Below are 15,513 nucleotides of genomic sequence, written 5' to 3'. Positions count from 1 at the left end.
TAGAGGCGAGCACACGTCCTGCCATAACGAGGAGGGGTCTGCGCAACCGGTCGGCATGCTCCGCTGATCCGATCAGCGAGAAGCCCTCCCAGGCGGGAGGGCTGGACCGGCATCGCGGCGGGACCCGAAGCTGCGGCCAAGCGCCTGGAAGACGCGAGCGGACGTCGACGGTGTGCGCCGCCGGCACCTCGCCGGCGCCGCGCTGGAGCGCCGGGTGCCGCCGCCGCCCGCCGTCGTTGCCGTCAGCGCTGCCGTCCCTGCCCCCGGCCGCAGCTTATGGGCACTGCTCAGATCCGCCCGCCGGTGAGCCGGGTGAGGGGACCGTGCGTGCGGCGCACCGCGCGACGACCCGCCAGATAGGACGTGGCACCCAGCGCCGACAAGCCCGCGCCCACACCGGCGGCGAGGGCCTTTCGGTGGGTGATCACCGTCCATGCCGTCTTGGCGAAGGCCGCGGCCTGTCCCGAGGCGGCGACGACGGCCTGGCGTCCGGCTTGGACACGTTCGGCCGCGCTGTGCACGACCGCCGTGCCGGCCGAGGCAACGGGTTCGGCCTTCTCGGCCGCCTTGTCCGCCGCCTGTGACGCGGGAGCAGTCGCCTTCGCCGTGGCCTGCCGCGCCTTGGCGGACGCACCCCGCTTGGATACGGAACTTCCATTCGTGCCGCTGTTCGACTGACTCATAGACTCCGCCTTGCCGCTCGCGTCGGCGGCAAACTCCCTCGGATCCGGACCGGACGATGCCGGCCGTGGCGGTTACTCCGAAGCCCGCGGCGGACGTTGGAAAGGGAGGCGGCTGTCGCAGCCGGTGCACCTCGCCGCTGTACGGCCCGGGCGGCACGGCGAGCATGCGCGAGGTGGTCGTGGCTGTGCAACCTATCGGGGTGGGTCTGACCCAGCACCCGCTCACACGGAGTCAGGGTGGACTCGAACAGTGGGCCCGGCCCGGCCCGGCCCGGATCCCCGGCCGACGCGTAGGCGAAGGCGAGGTTGTTGCGGCATTGCAGGGTGTCGAGGTGGGTACGGTGAGGTCGTACGGCTCCCAACCGGGCAGTTCACCGGCGTTCATGGGCGGCCGGTTGAGGTGACGGCTACTGGCTTCGGTCTTGTCTGCATGTCTGCGAACGGCGCTGAATGAGACGGAAACTGAGACGGAAGAGGGCTGAACCTCGCTCCTGACGCCGTGGCTGTCCCGCGTGCCATCATCTGCACGTGCTCAAGATCCCCGGATACGAAGGCGGGCCCTTGGTCCAAGGGGACGCCTACTTGGACGACCCGTTGTTCTGGCCCGTGCACCTCGGCTCCTGCCTGCGTGGGCAGGACGCACAACGAGCCGCGTTCGGTGCCGACTGGGATGCAGCCATGGAGCTCTATCGCACACTGTCCGCCGAGCATGAGTGGCCGGTGTTCACCGTGCCGCTGCACTCCGGTCACACCATCTACGTCGTCTACCGCAACTTCGTGGACGAACGGGGTGTGGACTATCTGATACATCAGCCGGCTTGGCTCGAAGCGGAAACCCTTGCCGTGGACGACGGTCACTTCATGGGTCCCGGCATGGCCTGGCCGGAACTGTTGTCCACTGCTCGACAGTCGGCGCCAGAAGGCATTGACGATGCCGACGCCCGTCTCCTGCTGCTCTTCCCCACCCTCGGCGACGTGCTGCTTCCCGACGATGCAACCGCGGCCCTCACCACAGCGCTCGCCGCTCTCACCCTGATCGAGGAGCCCGCCGAGGTCGCAAGGATGCTTCTTGAGAACCAGGGCCAATGGGCTCCCGCTCGGTGGAGGTCGGCAGGCGGTGCCTGGATCAACGACGGCGGGCACTCCTACCGCAACCCAAGCAACGCCTTCGCCCTGCCCGAGGGGCGCCTTCTGGAGATCAGTAGCGCACTGCGCGGTGAGAACTGAGCACCGCTTCAGGAGCGAGGTGGGGTAATTGCTGTTCTGACCCGCGAAGCGCCTAAGCCGGCGGAGGTGGGATCAGCCAGCCGTCGGCCACTGTCGTTCCCCATGACTCCCCGCTGGATCCGGCACGCTTGCGGCATGAGCCGTGGCCATGACACGGGAGTTGCTGGGGAGGGGACACAGCCGCGGTCGTGCCGTGATGATGGTCGGGTGAAAGAAGGGCCGCTCGTACCGTCGCCGGTAATCCTTGGCATAGACGATCTCCGGTCGCTGCCTTGGACCACGCGGATCGCGCGCAGCAGCGGCGAAGGTGTCAAGCTCCTGCAAGAGCACCGCGACAGCTTCATCGATGAACTCTGGCTCGACCACGACCTCGGCGGCGACGACAGCATCTTGCCCGTGGTGACCCTCCTGGAAGAAGCAGCTTTCAACGGGCGGCCCTTCCGAATCGGCACGGTCTTCGTGCACAGCGCCAACCCCATTGGCGCCGAGACCGTCGTCCGGTCGCTCACACGCTGGAACTACCAGGTCCGGCGGGCGACGTTCTAGGAATCTGCTGTGAGGTCTGGCTTGATCTTCATCAGGTCGATCACGGTGTCAGACTTCAGTGGCTCACTTGACGGTCGCCTTGGCCGGGGAGTAGGGGCACTGCTCGCACTGCTCAATTTGCGTCGCCAGCATGACGAGCCTTGGCGAACGCTCCAGCCCGGAGCTGAAGCACCGCACCGAGTACGACGAACCCCAGGGCAATGGTGGAAACAACCATCCCCGCTCCGGGAGAGAAGCCGAGAAGTTCAGCCCCGCCGTCCAGGACGAAGCCGCCACCCATCGCCATCCGCCCCCAACCAGCCCCAGGCGACCGCGCGTACGCTGCGATTCCCCGGCTGCCGGTCAAGGTCAACACACCCAGGACTACGACAAAGCAGCCGGAACCGAAAACGATCCACGCGGACATGGCACCCCTCCGTGCGGAGGCTACTGCACGAGTGTGTCTTGCGGCCTCGAGGTGCCGTAAAACATCCGCCAAGGCGCACCCGCTTGCCTCCTCGAACGGCGCTCCCGCCGGCAGCTGTTCCGACCGTGGCCGCTTCTCTACGGTGATCGACTCATGTCCCGGCCCTATACATGTGGGCGCGCGTCGGCGCAGCGCGGGCGGAGCGGGCCGAAGGCAGGAGCGGAGCGCGGAGCGGAGCCGGGGCTTGATGAAGTAGGAAGGAAGCCGCCGAACACGCAGACGTGACCCTGCCGGAACCCGACGCTGACCACCAGTGGTGCGAGCTGCTGATCCACACGGCGACGCCGGAGATCGGGAAGCAGTGGACCGACACGCGCATCCTGCGGCAGCACATCGAGGACGAACAGCTCCAGCCGGGTGATCTGCTTCCAGGGTGAGTCCGGCGGGATTCTTGCCGGCTCCGTCACCCACTGGACGGCGCGTTTACGACAACCGCAACACGCGCCTGACGAAGTGGCTCAACCACGGCATTCCGTCCGCCCAGGTAGCCGAGTGGGCCAGGAACAGCGTTGCCGTGCTGCTGGCGACGTACGCCCGGTGCATCGACGGGCAGCTACCTGATCTGAAGCGGCGGCTGGAAGCCGCGGGTGACCTCCCGGAGGCGGAGGTGCCGGGCGCTGGCTGGCAGCCCCAGATCCCGCCCTTGATCATCGAGGAAGCGCCCGGGGCTTCGTCGTACCCGTTGACAGCCGCTCTGACCAGCGAAAAGCCCTCCCGAGCGGGAGGGCGGAACTGGCGCCCCCGGCAGGACTCGAACCTGCGGCCAAGCGCTTAGAAGGCGCCTGCTCTATCCACTGAGCTACGGGGGCCGGTGGGGTGGCCTCGTGCTTGGTGCCCTGGTGGGGGCTGACCCGTGACGTTGCCGGGGTCAAGGATAGGGCTCCCGGTTCCTCGACCCTGTCGCTTCGCCTCCGTGGCTCGATGTGGAGGTTCGGTGAAGCGGTCCTGATAATCGCAGGCAGGTACGAATCGTGCACCGCTTTTGGCGCCTGACGCACCGGGTGTTGTGCACTCGTTATGCCTGGACTGTGCGCGTGTCCCGGTCATCCCTTCCGTCCGTTCTGTTCCGTCGGCGCGCAGACATGTCTATATGCTTCAGAATTCCCCTAAAATTGGGCATTCTTCGCATGTGGTGACCTTGGACGTACGGCCTCAGCTGCTCGACACACTCTCCGCTCTGCGCGACCGTGTCGCCGCCGCACGCTTTCCGCTGCCCCTCGCGGGGGCGCCACGCGCGCGTGCCAACCGCGACGAACTCCTCGCGCAACTCGACGACTATCTGGTACCCCGCCTACGGCAGCCCGAGGCGCCGCTGCTGGCCGTCATCGGCGGCTCCACCGGCGCGGGCAAGTCCACGCTCGTGAACTCCCTGGTCGGCCGGCGGGTCAGCGAGGCCGGTGTGCTGCGGCCGACCACCCGGACTCCGGTCCTTGTCTGCCATCCGGAGGATCATCACTGGTTCAGCGGGATGCGTGTGCTGCCCCACCTCACCCGCGTGTGGGTGCCCCACCAGGACCCCGCCGACGAGCTTCTGCTCACCGACGAGGACCCCGCGCGCGTCCTGCGCGTCGAGACCGCCGACACCCTCCCGCGCGGGCTCGCCCTCCTCGACGCCCCGGACGTCGACTCGCTGATCGCCGAGAACCGCGTTCTCGCCGCCGAGCTGATCTGCGCCGCCGACATCTGGATCATGGTCACGACAGCCGCCCGCTACGCCGACGCCGTCCCCTGGCACCTGCTGCGCACCGCCAAGGAGTACGACGCGACCCTCGTCACCGTCCTGGACCGGGTGCCCCACCAGGTCGTCTCCGAGGTCTCCCGGCAGTACGCGGCCCTGCTCACCAAGGCCGGCCTCGGTGACGTACCCCGCTTCACCGTGCCCGAACTGCCCGAATCCGCCTGGGGCGCCGGGCTGCTGCCCACCACCGCCGTCGCGCCCCTGAAGAGCTGGCTCGTCCACCACGCCCAAGACCCGGCGGCCCGCCACCACGTCGTGGCCCGTACGGCCTACGGCGTCCTCGACTCGCTCAAGTCCCGCCTGCCCGAGCTGGCCGGCGCCGCCGCCGCCCAGTACGCGGCGGCCTGCCGGCTCACCTCCGCCGTCGAGACCGCGTACGACAAGGAGCACGCGCGCGTGCGGGCCCGACTCCAGTCCGGCGCCGTACTCGCCGGGGACGCCCTCAAACGCTGGCGCGCCTTCCCCCTGGACTGCACCGCCGGGGAACTCCTGGATGCCCTCGTGGACAGCCTGGCCGCCCTGCTGCTGTGCGCCGTGACCGCCGCCGACGAGCGTGTCGACGACGCCTGGCGGCGCGAGCCCGCCGCCGACGCCCCGAGGCTCGCCGAGCGGAAGGCCTCCCTGGAGAGCGCCGAGCACCGCATCGGGCTCGCGGCCCGGCGCTGGCGGCGCGAGCTGGAGGAGTACGCCGAGGACGAGGTACGCGTGCTGGAGCGGACCGGCGCACCCGACCCGGAGGTCGTCTCCGCCCTCGTCGCCACGGCCGTGCTCGGCGGGCGCCGGGCGCGCACCGCCGGCGAGGGGCTCGCCGAGCGGCTCGGGGCCCACGGCGTGCTGCGGCTGCGCGACCGGGCCGGCCGGCTGCTCGTCGAACACGTGGACCGCGTCATGCAGCGCGAACGCGAGCGGCGCCTCGCCCCGCTCGACGCCCTGGACGTCCATCCCGAGCCCCAGGCCGAACTCATCGCCGCGCTGTCCGTACTGCAGAAGGAGAGGTGACCGGTGACCGCCGTCACTGACCACGACCACACCGATCACACCGAGCACATCAGGCGCATCGACCACGGCAGCGACAGCGGTGACGCGGAGCCCGGGGAGCACGGTGGTCACCCCGGCTCGGGCCCCGGGGGCGGTGCCGAGCGCGGGCCCGAGGGCGGCGCCGAGCGGGCGGGTGGCCTACCGGAAGCCCGGCTGGACCTCGCCGAAGGCAAGCGCGGTGACGACGGCCCCGGCACCGATCACCGTGCGGACGCCCCACGACCAGCCGCCGTCGCCCCTTCCGGGGACAAGGGCGAGGGGGACGGGGAGGACGGCGGCACAGGCGAGGACGGCAGCCCGGAAAGGGGCCACGGCAAGGGTTCGGAAGGGGGCCGCGCCAAGGGCCTGGGTGGAGGCATGGTCAAGGGTCTGGAACGGGGGCGCGGCAGGAGCCCGGACGCCGGCGGCGGGGCCCCCGCGCGCGTGAAGGACGAGAACGCCGGCCGCGAGGAACGCGACCGTGACGGTGCAGACGGTGGACACGGCGCGCAAGGCGCACGCGACCGCACCCCTGACCGTGACCGCCGCGCGCGCGGGCACAGCGCCGAGGACGGCGGCGTCTCCGTGCCCCGGGCACAGCCCCACTCGCCGAAGCCCCGCCCCGCACCCGACAGCACGCCTCCCAAGACCACCGCCACGACCGACTCCGCCACCGCGAACGGCACCGGTACGGCGAACGGCACCAGCACCACGAAAGGCGCCGACACCACCAAAGGCACCGACACCGGTGCCGACGGCAAGGCCGACTCCGCCGGCGCCTGGGACGACGGTCTCATCGCGCGGCGCGTCACCGACGCCAGCGCCGCCGCCCTCGCCGCCGAGCGCGCCTCCGCCGAGCGCGCCTCCGCCGCGGAACCCGCGCACCGCGGGCCGGGCAGCCACACCCCCGCCCCGCTGGCGTACGACGGCCCGCTGCGCTCCCGCCTGGACGCCCTGCGCGAACTCGTCGGGCTCTCCCGCACCCGACTGGACAGCAGCACCCTCGCCGAGGCCGGGCGCGTCCTGGACGAGGCCGCCGCGCGCCGCAAGCTCTCCGGGCGGCACACCGTCGTCGCCCTCGCCGGAGCGACCGGCAGCGGCAAGTCCCAGCTGTTCAACGCGCTCGCCGGAGTGCCCATCTCGGAGACCGGCGTACGACGCCCGACCACGGCCGCACCCATCGCGTGCAGCTGGAGCGACGGCGCGGCGGGTCTCATCGACCGGCTGGGCATCCCGGGCCGGCTGCGCCGCCGCCCGCTGCACGGCCCCGACACCGAGGGGCAGCTTCGCGGACTGGTCCTGGTGGACCTGCCCGACCACGACTCCGCCGCCGTGCAGCACCGCGAACAGGTGGACCGGATCCTGAAACTGGTCGACGCGGTCATCTGGGTCGTGGACCCGGAGAAGTACGCCGACGCGGTCCTGCACGAGCGGTACCTGCGGCCGATGGCCGGCCACGCCGAGATCATGTTCATCGTCCTCAACCAGGTGGACCGGCTGCCCGGGGACGCCGCCGACCAGGTCCTGGACGACCTGCGGCGACTGCTGGACGAGGACGGCATCGCGCTCGGCGAGCACGGCGAACCCGGCGCCACCGTGCTCGCGCTGTCCGCGCTCACCGGGGAGGGCGTCGGCGATCTGCGCGAGGCGCTCGGCCAGTTCGTGGCGGAGCGCGGCGCGGCGGCCCGCCGGGTGGCGGCCGACGTCGACACCGCCGCCGCCGAGCTGCGGCCCGTCTACGCCACCGGACGACGGGCCGGCCTCAGCGAGGAGGCGCGCGAGGACTTCGCCGCGCGGCTCGCGGACGCGGTCGGCGCCACCGCGGCGGGCGAGGCCGCCGAGCGCGCCTGGCTGCGCAACGCCAACCGCGCCTGCGGCACGCCCTGGCTGCGGCTGTGGCGCTGGTACCAGGGCCGCGCCGATTCCACGACGGGCCGCCACGCGGTGCGGGGCCAGGCCGACGAGGAGGCGACGGCCCGGCAGAGCGTCGAGCAGGCGGTGCGTACGGTGTCCGACCGTGCCTCGGCCGGGCTGCCCGCTCCCTGGGCCCAGGCGGTGCGGGAGGCGGCCGTCCGCGGTTCCCACGGGCTGTCCGAGGCGCTGGACGACCTGGCGGCCCGGGCCGGACTGCCGCCTGGCCGCCCGCCCCGGCCGGGCTGGTGGCCGGTGGCCGTACTGGTCCAGGCGGCGATGACCCTGCTGCAGATCGCGGGCGGTGCGTGGCTCGTGGGCCAGATCGCCGGGGTGATGGCGCCCAACCTGGGTGTTCCGGTGCTGCTGATGGTGTGCGGGATCATCGGCGGCCCGCTGGTGGAGTGGGCCTGCCGGATGGCGGCCCGGGGGCCCGCGCGGCGCTACGGCCAGGAAGCGGAACGCCGGCTACGGGAGGCGGCGGCGAGCTGCGGCAGGGCCCGGGTGCTCGATCCGGTGGCGGCGGAACTGCTGCGGTACCGGGAGGTGCGTGAACAGTACGGGAGGGTCGTGCGGACCGGGAGCGGGGTGAGGTGAGGTGAGAAAGCCTGGTCAGCGCGGGGAGGCGGTGACCAGGCGGGAGCGCTGGGGGTGGGTGTCGGGAGCGCTCGTGGTGGGTGACCCCGGTTGCCGGCTGGTGGTCACCCCTGCGGGTGGCGAAGTTTTCCACAGGGGAGCGGTCCTCCACAGCGCTCAGCGGGCTCGGCCCGGCGGAGGCAGTCTGAGGGCACGGCGATCGCACGGCGGGTCCGGCCAGGAGAAGGCGGCGGGCGGTGCGGGCGGTCGTCGGGTGGTGCCGGCGTGTACGGCAGAGGTACGCGCCGGCACGGCAGACGCAGCCGTACGGGACGGGCCCGTACGCGTGCCCGTCCGGCCGGAAGGGGCAGGGCGGGGGAGGGGAGCGATCGAAGTGAACGAGACCACTGTCTGTGTCGTGGGGAACGTGGCGACCCGGCCGGCCTACCGAGAGCTGGCGACGGGACCGTCGGCCCGGTTCCGGCTCGCGGTGACCGCGCGCTACTGGGACCGGGAGAAGAACGCCTGGACGGACGGGCACACCAACTTCTTCACCGTGTGGGCCAACCGGCAGCTCGCGGTCAACGTGGCCGCGTGCGTGGAGGTGGGCCAGCCGGTCGTCGTCCAGGGCCGGCTCAAGGTGCGCACGGAGGTGCAGGGACAGCAGCAGTGGGCCTCCGCCGACATCGACGCCGTGGCGATCGGCCACGACCTGTCGCGCGGTATGGCGTTCTTCCAGCGCGCGGTCAAACCGGAGGCGCCGCCGACGGCGGCCAGCCCGGAGCCGAACTGGGAGACGCCGCGGCCGACGGAACCGCAGGACGGACAGCCGGGGCAGCACGGCCAGGAACAGCAGGAAGGAGGCGCGGAAGAAGGGGGAGTCGAGGCACAGGAACAGCAAGCGGCGGTGATGACATAACGTCAGCTCCGGGCGAATCCAGGCGCGTTGTCGCTGGTCCGCCCCCGCAGTCCCCGCGTATGGCCCGAACGCCCCGTGCGAATCGGTGGATTTGTCGATACGGCCAGCTCGCGGACGGTCTCGGCGATAACGATTACGGATCGGATCGGCCATCGGATGATCCGACCGCCGGGTGAGGCTCCGCCTGATCCATAGGATGCCGGGCGTGCCCCTTGGGGCTGCCGATTCTGCTGGTGGGACCGTCCCCCACGTCCAACGGGTCCTGCTCGAAGGGGAATTCTGTGCTTGCTGCGCTCTCTGGGTTCTGCCGGTCCACGGGAACGGCCCGCATGGCCGCCGCCGCCACGGTGACCGGCCTGGTGGCGGCCGGCGTGCTCTCCGGCGCCGGTACGGCCGTGGCCGTGGACACACCGCAGACCCAGGGCGGCGCGACGGCGACGATCAACGGTCTGAAGACGTACGGCGAGGCCGTGATCCACGAGGACGGCGGCGACCAGCGGGTGTCCGCGGGGCTTTTCGAGATGTCCGTGGACGGTGGCGGCACCCTGCAGACGTACTGCGTGGACCTCCACAACCCGACCCAGCGGGACGCCAGATACCAGGAGACGCCCTGGAGCGGCACCTCGCTGGGCGCCAACAAGGACGCGGGCCGGATCCGGTGGATCCTGCAGAACTCCTACCCCCAGGTCAACGATCTCGCCGCACTCGCGCGGCGCGCGGGAACGAGCGGGCTGACCGAGCAGGACGCGGCGGCCGGCACCCAGGTGGCCATCTGGCGCTACTCCGACGGCGCGAAGGTCGACGCCGTGGACCCGCGGGCCGAGAAGCTCGCCGACTATCTGGAGAAGAGCGCCCGGAACGTCGCCGAGCCGCAGGCCTCGCTCACCCTGGACCCGCCCGCGGTCTCCGGCCGGCCGGGCGACCTGCTCGGGCCGGTGACCGTGCACACCAACGCGGGCGCCGTCACGGTGAGCCCGCCGGCGGACGCGGCCACCAGCGGGGTGCGGATCATCGACAAGACCGGCAAGGTGATCACCTCGGCCGGGAACGGCAGCCAGCTGTTCTTCGACATTCCCGAGGACGCGGCGGACGGAACGGCCCAGCTGAGCGTGCAGGCGTCGACGACCGTGCCGGTGGGTCGGGCCTTCGCCTCCGAGAGCCGCAGCCAGACCCAGATCCTGGCCGGCTCCAGCGAGTCCACGGTCTCCGCGACCGCGACGGCGGGCTGGGCGGAGAAGGGCTCCATACCGGCGGTGTCGGCCCGCACGAACTGCGCCAAGGGCGGCGTGGACATCACGACGGCCAACACGGGCGACGAGCCGTTCACCTTCCGCCTGATGGGCACCGAGCACACGATCCCCGCGCATGCGTCCCGCACAGTGACCGTACCGCTCCAGGAGGACCAGGCGTACGACTTCACGATCACCGGCCCCCACGGCTTCAGCCACCGCTTCACCGGCGTCCTTGACTGCAAGACGCAGGGCACGATCACGACGGAGACGGCCCAGCTCCACACCGAGCCCAGCCCGGTCACGGTGGGCGGGAACACCGCGGACACCACCAACCTGGCCGCCACCGGTGGCTCGATGATCACTCCCATGATCGCGGGCGTGGCCATCGGGCTGGTGGTGATCGGCGGCGTGGTCCTGATCGTGCTGCGCAAGAGGGAGTCGACCCACGGAGGATGACCCGTGGGCCCGGCCTGCTGGATGACGGTCCACTCGCCGCGGTCGGGTACGGCTTCGACGCAGCACAACCCGCCCCCTCGGCGGCATAACGGAAGCGCTGCCGCGGGTCGACGGCCCTGTCGAGTGTTCCGGCATCCCCGAACCGGGCGGCGCTTCCAGTGGTGGTGCCGAGGTACAGCGGTGGAGTGCGGCGCTTCCGGGTGAATGGAGCCGTTCGGTGCGCGGCGACCGGCGTGGAAGCGGGTAGGGCATGGTGCTGTCGGACAAGAAGCGGACAGGGAGCAGTCCTATGCCGAAGTTCCTCATCCAGGCCACTTACACGCCAGAGGGTACGAAGGGGCTGCTCAAGGAAGGCGCCAGCGGCCGCCGCGACGCCGTCGACCGAGTCGTCGCCGACCTCGGCGGGACGGTGGAGGCCATGTACTTCGCCTTCGGCGAGGACGACCTCGTGTTGATCATCGACCTCCCCGACCCGGTGTCGATGGCCGCCGTCAGCCTCACGGTCAAGGCGAGCGGTGCCCTGCACACCCGGGCCACTCCCCTCCTCACACTGGAGGAGGTCGACGAGGCCGCCGGCCGACAGGTCGCCTTCCGCGCTCCCGGCGCGTGAGCCGGGGAGGGTCTGGCGGGCGGTCGTACCAGACCGTGTGAGCAGCCACGGGGAACGTGTACCTCGGCACCCTCTGCTCACGGGCGCGGCGCTGATCGTGCTGTCCCTGACGGCGGCCGCGCTGAGCTGCCTGGCGTTCACGGTGTGGGTGCCGGGACAGCAGGAGCGTTACGAGCGGTACCGGGCGGCCGAACCGTGCCCCGCGCAGGCGTCCCCGCGGGCGGCGGCTGCGGCGGACTGCCTCGTGACCGGGCAGTTCACCGTCACGTAGACCGAGTCCACGTTCACGGGAGAGGTCACGGTCTACGCGGCGACCCTCAGGGGCCAGGGTGACGCCTCGCGGCGGACGATCGTGCGGTTCAGCGACTCCGGGCCCCTCTTCGACACGCTGCACCGGGGCGACGAGGTCACCGCCACCGGCTGGCGCGGCGACATCGTCGCCCTCGGCAAGGACGGCGTCCGCCAGAGCACCTCCGACGCACCCCGCGACGAGCACTCGGGAAACGCCGCCCTGGGCGTCCTCCTCGCACTCCTCGCGGCCCAGTCGCTGGTGTTCGGCGCGGTCCGCCTGACCGGGCCGGCCGCCTACGCGCCCCTCGTCCGGGAGCCGTACGGCAGGTGGCTGGCCTTCACCAACATCGGCGTCGGCGTCAGGGTGGGGGCCGTCTCGGTGTGGCTCGACCTCCCGTGGTGGACCGTGCTCGTGACCGTACCGGTCCTGGTGGGCACGGTGATGGCACGACTTCTGAGCGGGCGGCGGCGCGCGGCGGCGTCCTCGGCGAAGACGGGGCGGCACCAGGACGCTGGAGTGAGTTCGCGATGGTTCGCAAGCTGCCCCGGGCGCGTACGACCGCGCTGCACGGTCGTGAGTCAGAGGCCGTCGCGCTCGGTGGGTGGACGCCGGCCCCGAGATCCGAGCCCGTGCGCTCCTCGATCTCCCAGCCGGGGTGGAGCCGCCGCATCGGGGCGGTCGTCCGGGCGCGGTCCGCCGCGCCCGCCTGCCGCAGCAACCGCGGCACGGCCCCGTCGGCGTACAGCAGCAGCCCCGGCTTGGCTCCCGAAGCCCCTCTCAGAGCGTGGCGCACGCACCACAGCCGCACGTACTGACAGCAGAGGCTCACCCGGGCGTGGGCCGTGCCAGAGCCCCGGGGCCGGTCGTCGACGGCCGGCGGTGGCAGGTGGGGCAGCCGCGCGGGACCGGGAAACGGCAGGTCAAGGCCCTCGGGCCCGACGAGTTTCCCCCCAGGGGTAGCCGTCAGGCAAGATGGGGTGTATCTGCCCACTGCCAGATTTCAAGCTGCCGGACGGTTTCTCTTGGCTGAGTTCATTTACACCATGCGCAAGGCGCGCAAGGCGCACGGCGACAAGGTGATCCTCGATGACGTCACCCTGAACTTCCTCCCCGGGGCGAAGATCGGCGTCGTCGGCCCGAACGGTGCCGGTAAGTCGACCGTGCTGAAGATCATGGCGGGGCTGGAGCAGCCGTCCAACGGTGACGCCTTCCTCTCGCCCGGCTACAGCGTCGGCATCCTGCTCCAGGAGCCCCCGTTGAACGAGGAGAAGACCGTCCTGGAGAACGTCCAGGAGGGTGTCGCCGAGATCAAGGGCAAGCTCGACCGGTTCAACGAGATCGCCGAGCTGATGGCGACCGACTACTCCGACGCGCTGCTCGACGAGATGGGCAAGCTCCAGGAGGACCTGGACCACGCGAACGCGTGGGACCTCGACGCCCAGCTCGAGCAGGCCATGGACGCGCTGGGCTGCCCGCCGGGCGACTGGCCGGTGACCAACCTCTCCGGTGGTGAGAAGCGCCGCGTCGCGCTCTGCAAGCTGCTGCTGGAACAGCCCGACCTGCTGCTCCTGGACGAGCCCACCAACCACCTCGACGCCGAGTCGGTGAACTGGCTGGAGCAGCACCTGGCCAAGTACCCGGGCACCGTCGTGGCGATCACCCACGACCGGTACTTCCTGGACAACGTGGCCGAGTGGATCCTGGAGCTCGACCGCGGGCGCGCCTACCCGTACCAGGGCAACTACTCCACCTACCTGGAGACCAAGGCCGCCCGCCTCAAGGTCGAGGGCCAGAAGGACGCCAAGCGCCAGAAGCGGCTCAAGGAAGAGCTGGAGTGGGTGCGGTCGAACGCCAAGGGGCGCCAGGCCAAGTCCAAGGCACGTCTCGCGCGGTACGAGGAGATGGCCGCCGAGGCCGACAAGATGCGGAAGCTGGACTTCGAGGAGATCCAGATCCCGCCGGGCCCGCGCCTGGGCAACGTCGTCGTCGAGGTCAACGACCTGCACAAGGGCTTCGGCGAGAAGATCCTCGTGGACGGGCTGTCCTTCACGCTGCCGCGCAACGGCATCGTGGGGGTGATCGGTCCGAACGGCGCCGGCAAGACCACCCTCTTCAAGATGATCCAGGGCCTGGAGACGCCGGACTCGGGTGACATCAAGGTCGGCGACACCGTCAAGATCTCCTACGTCGACCAGAGCCGCGAGAACATCGACCCGAAGAAGACGCTGTGGGAGGTCGTGTCCGACGGGCTCGACTACATCAACGTCGGCCAGGTCGAGATGCCGAGCCGGGCGTACGTGTCGGCCTTCGGGTTCAAGGGCCCGGACCAGCAGAAGCCGGCCGGGGTCCTCTCCGGCGGTGAGCGCAACCGGCTCAACCTGGCGCTGACCCTGAAGCAGGGCGGCAACCTGCTGCTCCTCGACGAGCCCACCAACGACCTCGACGTGGAGACGCTCTCCAGCCTGGAGAACGCCCTGCTGGACTTCCCCGGCTGCGCCGTCGTCGTCTCCCACGACCGGTGGTTCCTCGACCGCGTGGCGACGCACATCCTCGCCTACGAGGGCGAGTCGAAGTGGTTCTGGTTCGAGGGCAACTTCGAGTCGTACGAGAAGAACAAGATCGAGCGGCTCGGGGCGGACGCCGCGCGTCCGCACCGCGCCACCTACAAGAAGCTGACCCGGGGCTGATCGGTCTTGCGCCACATCTACCGCTGCCCGTTGCGCTGGGCGGACATGGACGCGTACGGCCACGTCAACAACGTGGTGTTCCTCCGCTACCTGGAGGAAGCCCGGATCGACTTCCTGTTCCGCCCGGACAAGGACTTCAAGCAGGGGTCCGTGGTGGCGCGCCACGAGATCGACTACAAGCGGCAGCTCGTCCACCGGCACGAGCCGGTGGACGTCGAGCTGTGGGTCACCGAGATCAAGGCCGCGTCCTTCACGCTCACCTACGAGGTGAAGGACGGGGACCTCGTGTACGTGCGGGCGTCGACGGTCATCGTCCCGTTCGACTTCGACGCCCAGCGCCCGCGGCGGATCACCGCGGAGGAGCGTGAGTTCCTCCGCGAGTACATGGACACCGCCGAGGGCCCCGCGGACGCCGAGCCCGATCCCGAAGGGGAGGCCGTCGCGGCATGACCGTGCTGCACCTGGCCGACGAGACGGAGGCGGCGGACCTCGCCGCCTTCCTCTCCCGGCTGCTCCACTTCGACCGTGGGGCCGCGGTGCGGCTGCAGGCGGCCGGCACCGCACTCGCCGTCTTCGGCCGGCCACCGTCCTTCGAGGTGCTGGCCGTCCGCGCGGTGCGGCTGGCCAAGCCGTACGAGGACGGGCTCGACGTCACCCTCGACGTGACCGTCTCCGCCGGTGAGTTCCTGGAGTCCGTGGACGAGCGCGCGGCCACCGCCGCCGTCCCCGGCGCGGTCACCGGACCGCCGTGGGCCGGGGTGCTGCCGCCGCGCGCCGGCTGGCGGCCCGAGCCGGGACTGCCGGCGCCCGACGCGCTGCGTGCCACGGTCGCCGCCGCGGTGGCCGAATTCCGCTCGCGCACCGAGGAGCTGGGGCCGCACGGGCGTACCCGCGCGGAGCTGGACCGGATCGGGCAGGACATCTGGTCCCGGCAGATCGCGGGCACCCGGCTGCCGGTACGGGCCGTGCACGCGGCCCAGTCCCTGGGCTTCCTGCGGCCCGGCGGTGAGCCGGGCGGCATCGGGCTGTTCTCCTCGGGGGCGTGGCTGCGGCTGCGTACGCCGTACGGCTCGGTGGCCGTGCGGCAGGCGGGGCTGCTCGGGGCCTTCGGGGTCAGTGTGCGCTGAGCGGGGCGGGCCGGCGTGTGCGGGGC

Annotated in this window: 14 protein-coding genes and 1 tRNA gene; 12 read left to right on the top strand and 3 right to left on the bottom strand. The window is 71.3% G+C overall.

Features of this window, described 5'->3' with window-relative positions:
• Positions 1 to 287: 287 nt before the first annotated feature.
• Entirely contained in the window at positions 288 to 683 is a 396-nt protein-coding gene (locus ACZ5DC_RS08820; protein WP_468650777.1) for a hypothetical protein, read from the bottom strand.
• 528 nt (positions 684 to 1,211) lie between these two features.
• Between ACZ5DC_RS08820 and ACZ5DC_RS08815 the strand changes: the two genes are divergently transcribed.
• The 3 genes from ACZ5DC_RS08815 (at position 1,212) to ACZ5DC_RS08805 (ending at position 3,299) form a co-directional block, all read left to right on the top strand.
• Positions 1,212 to 1,910, top strand: coding sequence for a hypothetical protein (locus ACZ5DC_RS08815; RefSeq protein WP_468650775.1), 699 nt, complete (start codon positions 1,212 to 1,214; stop codon positions 1,908 to 1,910).
• A 207-nt stretch (positions 1,911 to 2,117) separates the two neighbouring features.
• The gene (locus tag ACZ5DC_RS08810) at positions 2,118 to 2,456 is read left to right on the top strand and encodes a cyclic-phosphate processing receiver domain-containing protein (RefSeq protein ID WP_468650773.1); all 339 of its coding nucleotides are present in this window, start codon (positions 2,118 to 2,120) and stop codon (positions 2,454 to 2,456) included.
• A 687-nt stretch (positions 2,457 to 3,143) separates the two neighbouring features.
• Positions 3,144 to 3,299 carry a hypothetical protein gene (locus ACZ5DC_RS08805; RefSeq protein ID WP_468650771.1) on the top strand — a complete coding sequence of 52 codons (156 nt, stop codon included), beginning with the start codon at positions 3,144 to 3,146 and terminating at the stop codon, positions 3,297 to 3,299.
• A gap of 356 nt (positions 3,300 to 3,655) precedes the next feature.
• On the opposite strand, the gene ACZ5DC_RS08800 is transcribed toward ACZ5DC_RS08805, so the two are convergent.
• A tRNA-Arg gene (locus ACZ5DC_RS08800) sits at positions 3,656 to 3,731 on the bottom strand.
• 320 nt (positions 3,732 to 4,051) lie between these two features.
• On the opposite strand from ACZ5DC_RS08800, the gene ACZ5DC_RS08795 reads away from it, so the two are divergent.
• The 6 genes from ACZ5DC_RS08795 (at position 4,052) to ACZ5DC_RS08770 (ending at position 11,652) form a co-directional block, all read left to right on the top strand.
• A complete protein-coding gene (locus ACZ5DC_RS08795) occupies positions 4,052 to 5,659 on the top strand; it encodes a dynamin family protein (RefSeq protein WP_366750519.1) in 1,608 nt (535 codons plus the stop codon).
• A gap of 3 nt (positions 5,660 to 5,662) precedes the next feature.
• Complete coding sequence (locus ACZ5DC_RS08790) at positions 5,663 to 8,185, top strand: YfjP family GTPase (RefSeq protein ID WP_468650769.1); 2,523 nt, start codon at positions 5,663 to 5,665, stop codon at positions 8,183 to 8,185.
• A gap of 373 nt (positions 8,186 to 8,558) precedes the next feature.
• Positions 8,559 to 9,083 carry a single-stranded DNA-binding protein gene (locus tag ACZ5DC_RS08785; RefSeq protein ID WP_468650767.1) on the top strand — a complete coding sequence of 175 codons (525 nt, stop codon included), beginning with the start codon at positions 8,559 to 8,561 and terminating at the stop codon, positions 9,081 to 9,083.
• Positions 9,084 to 9,412: 329 nt separating this feature from the next.
• Positions 9,413 to 10,771, top strand: coding sequence for a Cys-Gln thioester bond-forming surface protein (locus tag ACZ5DC_RS08780; RefSeq protein ID WP_468650765.1), 1,359 nt, complete (start codon positions 9,413 to 9,415; stop codon positions 10,769 to 10,771).
• 289 nt (positions 10,772 to 11,060) lie between these two features.
• Positions 11,061 to 11,381 (top strand): GYD domain-containing protein, encoded by a 321-nt coding sequence (locus ACZ5DC_RS08775; protein ID WP_468650763.1) that lies wholly within the window; start codon positions 11,061 to 11,063, stop codon positions 11,379 to 11,381.
• Between the two features lie 37 nt (positions 11,382 to 11,418).
• Positions 11,419 to 11,652: a hypothetical protein gene (locus ACZ5DC_RS08770; RefSeq protein WP_468650761.1), complete on the top strand. Its 234-nt coding sequence runs from the start codon at positions 11,419 to 11,421 to the stop codon at positions 11,650 to 11,652.
• 379 nt (positions 11,653 to 12,031) lie between these two features.
• Here ACZ5DC_RS08770 and ACZ5DC_RS08765 read toward each other — a convergent pair whose 3' ends face one another.
• Positions 12,032 to 12,466 carry a DUF6928 family protein gene (locus ACZ5DC_RS08765; RefSeq protein WP_468650759.1) on the bottom strand — a complete coding sequence of 145 codons (435 nt, stop codon included), beginning with the start codon at positions 12,464 to 12,466 and terminating at the stop codon, positions 12,032 to 12,034.
• Between the two features lie 229 nt (positions 12,467 to 12,695).
• Between ACZ5DC_RS08765 and ettA the strand changes: the two genes are divergently transcribed.
• Genes ettA through ACZ5DC_RS08750 form a run of 3 tightly spaced genes read left to right on the top strand, consistent with a single transcriptional unit; the run spans position 12,696 to position 15,487 of the window.
• On the top strand, positions 12,696 to 14,360 hold the full coding sequence (ettA, locus tag ACZ5DC_RS08760) for an energy-dependent translational throttle protein EttA (protein WP_468650757.1): 1,665 nt from the start codon (positions 12,696 to 12,698) through the stop codon (positions 14,358 to 14,360).
• A gap of 6 nt (positions 14,361 to 14,366) precedes the next feature.
• A complete protein-coding gene (locus ACZ5DC_RS08755) occupies positions 14,367 to 14,810 on the top strand; it encodes an acyl-CoA thioesterase (RefSeq protein WP_366750525.1) in 444 nt (147 codons plus the stop codon).
• The gene (locus ACZ5DC_RS08750; RefSeq protein WP_468650755.1) at positions 14,807 to 15,487 is read left to right on the top strand and encodes a DUF8185 domain-containing protein; all 681 of its coding nucleotides are present in this window, start codon (positions 14,807 to 14,809) and stop codon (positions 15,485 to 15,487) included. Before ACZ5DC_RS08755 ends, ACZ5DC_RS08750 begins: the two co-directional genes overlap by 4 nt.
• The last annotated feature ends 26 nt before the right edge of the window (positions 15,488 to 15,513 follow it).

The organism is Streptomyces sp. NPDC031445 (genome assembly GCF_055581365.1).
This window is presented reverse-complemented; position numbering and strand designations above follow the sequence as displayed.

Bases quoted from the DNA above. Each gene is read 5' to 3' on its own strand.
- ACZ5DC_RS08820 (WP_468650777.1), bottom strand. From the start codon at position 683: ATGAGTCAGTCGAACAGCGGCACGAATGGAAGTTCCGTATCCAAGCGG.
- ACZ5DC_RS08780 (WP_468650765.1), top strand. From the start codon at position 9,413: ATGGCCGCCGCCGCCACGGTGACCGGCCTGGTGGCGGCCGGCGTGCTC.
- ACZ5DC_RS08775 (WP_468650763.1), top strand. From the start codon at position 11,061: ATGCCGAAGTTCCTCATCCAGGCCACTTACACGCCAGAGGGTACGAAG.
- ACZ5DC_RS08750 (WP_468650755.1), top strand. From the start codon at position 14,807: ATGACCGTGCTGCACCTGGCCGACGAGACGGAGGCGGCGGACCTCGCC.